The sequence below is a fragment of the Monashia sp. HAY1-2A genome (genome assembly GCF_056755315.1).
In genome coordinates this window covers 24,583-31,527 of record NZ_JBNDHY010000041.1, presented here as the reverse complement: position 1 = coordinate 31,527, position 6,945 = coordinate 24,583, and the positions used below count along the sequence as shown (strand labels likewise).

The 6,945-nt window shown below is 72.4% G+C and carries 6 protein-coding genes; 3 read left to right on the top strand and 3 right to left on the bottom strand.

Features of this window, described 5'->3' with window-relative positions; genetic code table 11:
* Positions 1-11: 11 nt before the first annotated feature.
* Both ACPYOM_RS08490 and ACPYOM_RS08485 read right to left on the bottom strand, forming a co-directional pair.
* On the bottom strand, positions 12-1,355 hold the full coding sequence (locus ACPYOM_RS08490) for a C1 family peptidase (protein WP_481345615.1): 1,344 nt from the start codon (positions 1,353-1,355) through the stop codon (positions 12-14).
* A 97-nt stretch (positions 1,356-1,452) separates the two neighbouring features.
* Complete coding sequence (locus tag ACPYOM_RS08485) at positions 1,453-1,962, bottom strand: GNAT family N-acetyltransferase (RefSeq protein WP_481345614.1); 510 nt, start codon at positions 1,960-1,962, stop codon at positions 1,453-1,455.
* A gap of 85 nt (positions 1,963-2,047) precedes the next feature.
* On the opposite strand from ACPYOM_RS08485, the gene ACPYOM_RS08480 reads away from it, so the two are divergent.
* From ACPYOM_RS08480 to ACPYOM_RS08470, 3 genes are all read left to right on the top strand, one after another.
* Positions 2,048-3,052 carry a helix-turn-helix transcriptional regulator gene (locus tag ACPYOM_RS08480; RefSeq protein WP_481343919.1) on the top strand — a complete coding sequence of 335 codons (1,005 nt, stop codon included), beginning with the start codon at positions 2,048-2,050 and terminating at the stop codon, positions 3,050-3,052.
* Between the two features lie 560 nt (positions 3,053-3,612).
* Positions 3,613-4,425, top strand: a complete 813-nt coding sequence (locus tag ACPYOM_RS08475) for an HNH endonuclease family protein (protein WP_481345613.1) — start codon at positions 3,613-3,615, stop codon at positions 4,423-4,425.
* A gap of 56 nt (positions 4,426-4,481) precedes the next feature.
* On the top strand, positions 4,482-5,381 hold the full coding sequence (locus ACPYOM_RS08470; RefSeq protein WP_481345612.1) for a hypothetical protein: 900 nt from the start codon (positions 4,482-4,484) through the stop codon (positions 5,379-5,381).
* A gap of 30 nt (positions 5,382-5,411) precedes the next feature.
* On the opposite strand, the gene dnaB is transcribed toward ACPYOM_RS08470, so the two are convergent.
* Entirely contained in the window at positions 5,412-6,797 is a 1,386-nt protein-coding gene (dnaB, locus tag ACPYOM_RS08465) for a replicative DNA helicase (RefSeq protein WP_481341717.1), read from the bottom strand.
* Between the last annotated feature and the right edge of the window lie 148 nt (positions 6,798-6,945).

Below are 6,945 nucleotides of genomic sequence, written 5' to 3'. Positions count from 1 at the left end.
CGTGACTGTTGTTACCGGTGGGACCTCGCGAGAGCGCCCATGGGGTCCCACGCCGGCAGGACGACCGGCTCGGCGTCGAGCGCCGCACGCAGCTCCTCCGGGAGCGCGTCGCGACGCACGGCGATCTCGAAGACGTGCTCGCCGAACCAGTTGTCGTTCATCGTCATGAACCCCTTGTCGCCCTTCTCGGTGCCCCAGCTGTTCTCGACGCGCCACCGACGCGGCACGTCCTCGACGAGGTCGACGCCGGTGAAGAGCATCGCGTGCGTCATGAGCGACTCGTGGTGCAGCAGGCGGTCGGCCTTGTCGAGGTCGGGTGTCGTGCCGTAGACGGCGGCGCGGTCGTAGAGGCCGGCGTCCCAGAGACCGAGGTCGGCGTTGGACATCTGACCGGTGTCGCAGCCGAACCAGACGGGTTCCCCGCCGACGATGGCGCGGGACGCGAGCGACTTCATGAGGTCTGTCTCGACGTTGAGGTAGGTGACCGGTGGGGCGCCGACGACGTTGCCCAGGTGCTCGACCGTGTACGTGCGGCCGTACGGGTTGGCCGGACGCGGGTCGTTGACGATGCAGACGTAGTCCGCGAGCGGCACGGTGACGTACGCCTCCGCGAACTCGAGGGGCGTCATCGTGCCCACGCGGTGGAAGCCCTTGTCGGAGTCCTTCCACTGCCACAGGAACGACTCGGGCGGAGTGCCGAGGTGGATGGACAGCAGCCGGTGCACCGTGGCGAGCACGTCCTCCTTGGCCTCGGCCAGCTCGTCCGGCGTGGCACCGGCGGCGACCCGGGCCCGCAGGTCGCGAGCGGCCTGGCGCAGCACCGTGGCGAGGTCACGGTTCATCGCGCGCGTGTTTCCGGAGGACGCGGTCTCCGGCATCGCGGTCTTCGGCACGAGCCCGTGCTTGAGGACGAGCGCGACGAACATGTTCCACTGCCCACCGTCCTCGCTCGGCGTCGCGAGCAGGTGGGCCACGGTGCGGTCGTCGACGTCGCGGTCGGCGGTGGCCAGGATCGACTCGAGCCAGTGGTTGGCCTTCTCCAGCTTGTCGAAGAAGAGCAGGTGGTTCTGCGAGAACTCGAAGTCCTTGACGCCGAGCTTCTTGGCCGCGCCGGCGCGCAGGAGGTTCGTGCCGGCGAAGAGCCAGCAGCGGCCGCTCTTCTCCTGCGACGTGGCGGTCCAGTCGTCGAGCAGGTGCGAGACCGAGTGGTCGATGCTCGTCACGACCCGGCGGTCGAGTGCGACGTCGTCGACCTGCGTCTTCGTGACCGCGTTCTGCAGGAGCCGCGCGGTGGCGTCGGCCTCGAAGGCCTTGGCGAACCGCTCGAGGACGTCGGGGGCGAGGTCACGGGGCATGCGGACTCCTTCGAGGAACGGGGTGGCGGTGCCTCGACCCTACGCCGCGGTCCGCTCCCCGGGGACAGTGCGGACGCGGCATCGACCGGTCTCGCGGTCAACCGTCGAGCGGGCGCTCCCAGAGCCGGGACGTCGACTCGAGCTTGTCGTAGACCCAGGGCCGCGTCTCCCCGGTCGGGCGGTACCCGAGGCTGTGCCAGAACGGGGCGGCGACGTCCGCGTTCGTGTCGACGACGGCCAGCCGCAGCGTGCCGACGTCGCCCCACTCGCGGGCGAGGCGCACGACCTCGTCGTGCATGGCGCGGCCGAGGCCACGACCCCGGGTGCTGGCGTCGACGAGCAGGAGTCCGACGAACGCCGTGCCGGGTGCCGGGTAGCCGTGCAGCACGTCGGCGGCCGCGACGAGCCGTTCCCCGTCGAACAGGCCGAGGACGTGTTTGTCGGCGGGGTCGAAGTCGGGCGGAACGATCGTCAGGGTCGAGTAGCCGTCGCTCGGTCCGGGCGGGTAGCCGGTGACGCGCTCGGCGTAGCCGGGGTCGGTCTCGAGGAGGGCCTGGAGCAGGTCGTCGTCGCCGGGTCGGTCGAGTCCACGGACGGTCCGGGTCATCAGTGCAGGCTAACGCGGCCGGCCCTCCGGCTCCGGGACACCACCGGCCCGTCGGACGCCGCCGCTAGGCTCGTTTCCGGACGTGATGCGTCCGGGACCGGAGGTCGACGTGCGCGACGAGACGAGCCCCACCTCGCGGGCGCTGCTCACCCTGGAGCTCATCCAGGGCAGTCCCGGCATCTCTGCGGACCGGCTCGCGGAGAAGCTCGACGTGTCCGAGCGGGCGGCCCGGCGCTACGTCGGCATCCTGCGTGAGGCCGGCATCCCCATCGAGTCCGAACGCGGACCGTACGGCGGCTACCGGGTCGGGCGCGGGCTGCGCCTGCCGCCGCTCGTGTTCAGCGCACCCGAGGCGCTCGGCCTCGTCATGGCCGTCCTCGACGGCCACCACGAGGCCGGCGACCCGACGGACCCTGTCGGCAGCGCGCTCGGCAAGATCGTGCGGGCGCTGCCCGAGCCGGTGGCCCGGCAGGCCGAGGCGGTACGGCGCACGACGGCACCCGCACCGGACCACGCAGCGGTGCGCCCGGACCCGGGCACGACGAGCACCCTCGTCGGGGCCTGCGCCGACCGGCTCGTCGTCCGCCTGTCGTACCGGTCCGAGGCCGGGTCCGAGTGGGACATGGAGGTCGAGCCCTGGGCCGTCGTCGTGCGCCACGGGCGTTGGTACGTGCTGTGTCGACGCCGCCCCGGTGGCGAGGTGCGCACGTTCCGCGTCGACCGGGTCCTTCGGGTCGTGGTGCTCTCCGACCAGTTCACCCCGCCGGTCGATCTCGAACCGGTCGCGATGCTCGAGGAGCACCTGTCGGTCGGGTGGGAGTACCTGACCGACGTCGTCGTCGACGCCCCGCTGGACACGGTGCGCGCGGCCCTGCCCCGCGGGCTCGGCCGGCTCGAGCCGGAGGGTGAGGATCGCACCCGGCTCGTCGGCTCGACGAGCAACCCCGTCTGGTACGCCGAGCAGCTGACGCGGCTTCCGGCGTCCTTCCACGTCGCGGAGGGTCCGGAGCTCCGGGAGGCAGTGTGCGTGCTCGGTCGCCGGCTGCTCGAGGCCGGGCACCCGGTCAACGGAGGCCAGCAGGCCGGGTAGCCCTCCTGGCGTCCCCGTCGGACCGGTTCCCGACGAACGACGTCCAGGCCACGGGAGGGGTGGCAGGGCGCATGCGGCGCGCCGACGAGCCACGGGGACCTCACCTCGCCCGCTCAGCATTGCTCCGCGTGGCGAGCCAAACGACGCCGCCCCGGCACGGCCCGCGGGTCCGGGCCCCGCCGCCCAGGCGCAGCCCATGGACCGGCCCGACGGCCCCACCCCGTCCCCGACCGGTTCGCCAGGCGGAGCAACGCCGACTGCCCGCGCACCCCGGCCCGCCCGAGGACTGGTTCGCCAGGCGGAGCAACGCCGACTGCGCACGCCAACCCGACCTCACCCCACCGCCGGTTCACCAGGCGGAGCAACGCCGACTGCGCACGCCAATCCGACCTCAGCCCACCGCCGGTTCACCGGGCGGAGCAACGCCGACGGCGCCCCGCACCCCGCCTCGTCCCGGGACCGGCTCGCCAGGCGGAGCAACGCTGAGCAGCGACGTCCCCGCCCACGCGACGCCGGAGGGCCAGCAGGACGGCGCGGCGCCGCGACCTGTAATCGCCTGTGTGGCAGGCTGTCCCATCGTGCCCCGCCGCTCCCGCCTGCTCGTCTCAGCCGCCACCGCCTCCGTGCTCCTCGGGGGTTGCGGGCTCCCGAACTCGAGCCCGTGGTCGCCCGGTGGGCGGCCACACGCGTCGACCCGCGTCGACGCTCACGGGACACTCCCGACGACGCCCGCGCCCGCGAGCACCCAGGTCACGAGCACTCCGGCCACGACACCGGCGCAGGCCCGCGCCGCCCTGGCCCTGCTCGACCGGCTGCCCGTCAAGGGCCGCGCGCCGAAGACCGGTTATGCCCGCGAGCAGTTCGGGCCCGCGTGGACCGACGACGTCGACGTGGCGGGTGGACACAACGGCTGCGACACGCGCAACGACGTGCTGCGCCGCGACCTCACCTCCGCGCGCGTGAAGCCGGGAACGCACGACTGCGTCGTGCTGTCGGGGCGTCTCGCCGACCCCTACACCGGACGCGTCATCCTGTTCCACCGGGGCGCGTCGACGTCGTCGCAGGTCCAGATCGACCACGTCGTGGCGCTGGGCGACGCGTGGGTCAAGGGCGCCCGGCGGCTGTCCGCGGCTCAGCGCACCGCCCTGGCCAACGACCCCCTCAACCTCCTGGCCGTCGACGGCCCCACCAACAGTGCCAAGCGGGACTCGGACGCAGCCTCGTGGCTCCCACCGAACCGCGCCTTCCGCTGCACGTACGTGGCGCGCCAGGTGGCGGTGAAGACCCGGTACCACCTCTGGGTGACTGCCGCGGAGAAGGCCCAGGTGTCACGCCTCCTCACCGCGTGCGCCCGCCCGCCAGGTGACTCGTGAGGCCACTCGCGAAGGTGACTCGTGAGGCGAGCGCCCGGCGCGCGAGAATGCCCGGCATGACCGACCCCGGGCGCGCTCGCGAGGCACGACAGCTCCTGGTCGCCCAGACCGGGCGCACCGCCACCGGCGCGCTGGAGGACCCCGCGCTCGTGGCCGCGGTCGTCGGCGTCGAGCGGCTCGTCGTCGCCACCGGCTCGACCGACGCGCAGACGCTGCGGGCTGCCCTCGAGGGCCGGACCGTCCCGGGCTCGGACGCCGCCGCGGTCGCGACCCTCGTCGCGGAGGCCGAGCGCCACGTGATCGCCGGACTGGCCCGGCGCGCCTCCGGCCAGTCGGTCGACGCCGGCGTCATCAACCCCGACGCCGGTACGTACCGGATGACGACCGACGCGACGCTGCTGCGTGCCGCCGTCCGCGCCGCACAGCGTTCCTTCGAGCAGATGCCCTACTACCGCGTGCGGTACGGCGAGAGGGGGTCGCGTTTCGCGAGCAGCGACTCGGCGTGGCTCATCTCACTGGCGCCCCTCGGCGAGGACCGGGCGACGCGTCAGGTGCGGTGGCTCTCGGGCGTGCTCGCCGGACGCGGCATGCCCTCGTGGTTGCTGGAGACCCACCTGCACGAGCTGGTCCTCGAGGTGCGGGCCGCCGTCGGCGACGACGCGGTCGGCGCCCTGCCCGCGGCTCGGGACGCCCTGGCAACGGGCCGTCGCCGTCACGTCGACGACGGCCTGCTCGTGCAGGCCGACGAGTGGGCCGTGTCGGCGCTCGGCGAGGCCCTGCCGGTGCCGCGCGCCGGGGCTCTCGTGGCCGCGGCGGCCGCCGACGACCTCGCCGGCGTCACCGCCGACGACCACTCGCTCATGGACTGGCTGACCGACCCCCAGCGCACGGACCCGTCAGCAGCCGCCGCGCTGCACGAGGTGCGTCGACGCATCCGGGCCGCCGCCCACCCCTGAGCCGGCGGCATCCCCGGGCACCGGACGGGCCTAGAAGTTCGTCGCCATGTTCTGGAACCGGCTGAAGTGGCCCTGGAAGGCGACGACGATGGTGTCCGTCGGACCGTTTCGGTGCTTGGCCACGATGAGGTCGGCCTCGCCCTCGCGGGGGCTGTCGCGCTCGTAGGCGGCCTCACGGTGCAGGAGGATGACCATGTCGGCGTCCTGCTCGATCGAGCCCGACTCGCGCAGGTCGCTCATCGCGGGCTTCTTGTCGGTGCGCTGCTCGGGGCCACGGTTCAGCTGCGAGATGGCGATGACGGGCACCTCGAGCTCCTTGGCGAGCAGCTTGAGAGCACGTGAGAACTCCGAGACCTCTTGCTGACGGGACTCGACGCGCTTGCCGCTAGACATGAGCTGCAGGTAGTCGATGACGACGAGCTTGAGGTTGTGCCGCTGCTTGAGCCGTCGGCACTTGGCCCGGATCTCCATGAGCGACATGTTGGGCGAGTCGTCGATGAACAGGGGCGCGTCGGAGACCCGGCCCATGGTCGAGGCCAGCCGCGTCCAGTCCTCCTCACGCATCGTGCCCTTGCGCATGTGCTGGAGCTGGATGCCGGCCTCGGCCGAGAGCATGCGCATGGTGATCTCGGTGCGGCTCATCTCGAGGCTGAAGACGACGGCGGCCATCTTGTGCTTGATCGCCGCCGACCGGACGATGTCGAGCCCGATCGTGCTCTTGCCCATGGCCGGTCGAGCGGCGATGACGATCATCTGACCGGGGTGCAGACCGTTGGTCAGGGCATCGAGATCGGTGAACCCCGTTGGGACACCGGTCATCTCGCCGGAACGGCCGGAGGCCACCTCGATCTCGTCGACCGTTGCCTCGATGATGTCGCCGATGGCGTGGTAGTCCTCGCCGCCGCGCTTGTCGGCGACGGCGTAGACCTCGGCCTGGGCCGCGTTGACGATGTCCTCGACGTCACCGCCGCCCTGGGCGTACCCCAGCTGGACGATGCGGGTGCCGGCCTCGACGAGGCGACGGAGGACAGCGCGTTCGGCGACGATCTGGGCGTAGTAGCCGGCGTTGGCGGCGGTGGGCACCGACGCGATGAGCTGGTGCAGGTAGGCCTGGCCGCCGACGCGGGTGAGGTCGCCGCGCTTGGTCAGCTCGTCCGAGACGGTGATGGCGTCGGCGGGCTCACCGCGCCCGTAGAGGTCGAGGATCGCGTCGTAGATGAGCTCGTGCGCGGGCCGGTAGAAGTCGGTGCCCTTGAGCTGCTCGACACAGTCGGCGATGGCGTCCTTGGACAGGAGCATGCCGCCGAGGACGGACTGCTCGGCGCCGACGTCCTGCGGCGGGAGCCGGTCGTCGGGCGGGCCCGCCTCACGTGTCGACGACGCGAACGCGCTGGTGCTCAGCTCGTCGAGCGACACGGACCCACCTTCCCCTGACTGACGGAACTACATCGGTGCAACTTCAGTAGACACCCATCCACCGACAGGCGCCGACAGGACCCGAGTCCGTCGAGTCGTGCCGCCCTCCCAAGAGCACCGACACACCGTAGGGCGGCTGCGGCGGCAC

Excerpts from the sequence above, each read along its gene's own strand:
- ACPYOM_RS08490 (WP_481345615.1), bottom strand. The coding sequence starts at position 1,355 with ATGCCCCGTGACCTCGCCCCCGACGTCCTCGAGCGGTTCGCCAAGGCC.
- ACPYOM_RS08485 (WP_481345614.1), bottom strand. The coding sequence starts at position 1,962 with ATGACCCGGACCGTCCGTGGACTCGACCGACCCGGCGACGACGACCTG.
- ACPYOM_RS08480 (WP_481343919.1), top strand. The coding sequence starts at position 2,048 with ATGCGTCCGGGACCGGAGGTCGACGTGCGCGACGAGACGAGCCCCACC.
- ACPYOM_RS08470 (WP_481345612.1), top strand. The coding sequence starts at position 4,482 with ATGACCGACCCCGGGCGCGCTCGCGAGGCACGACAGCTCCTGGTCGCC.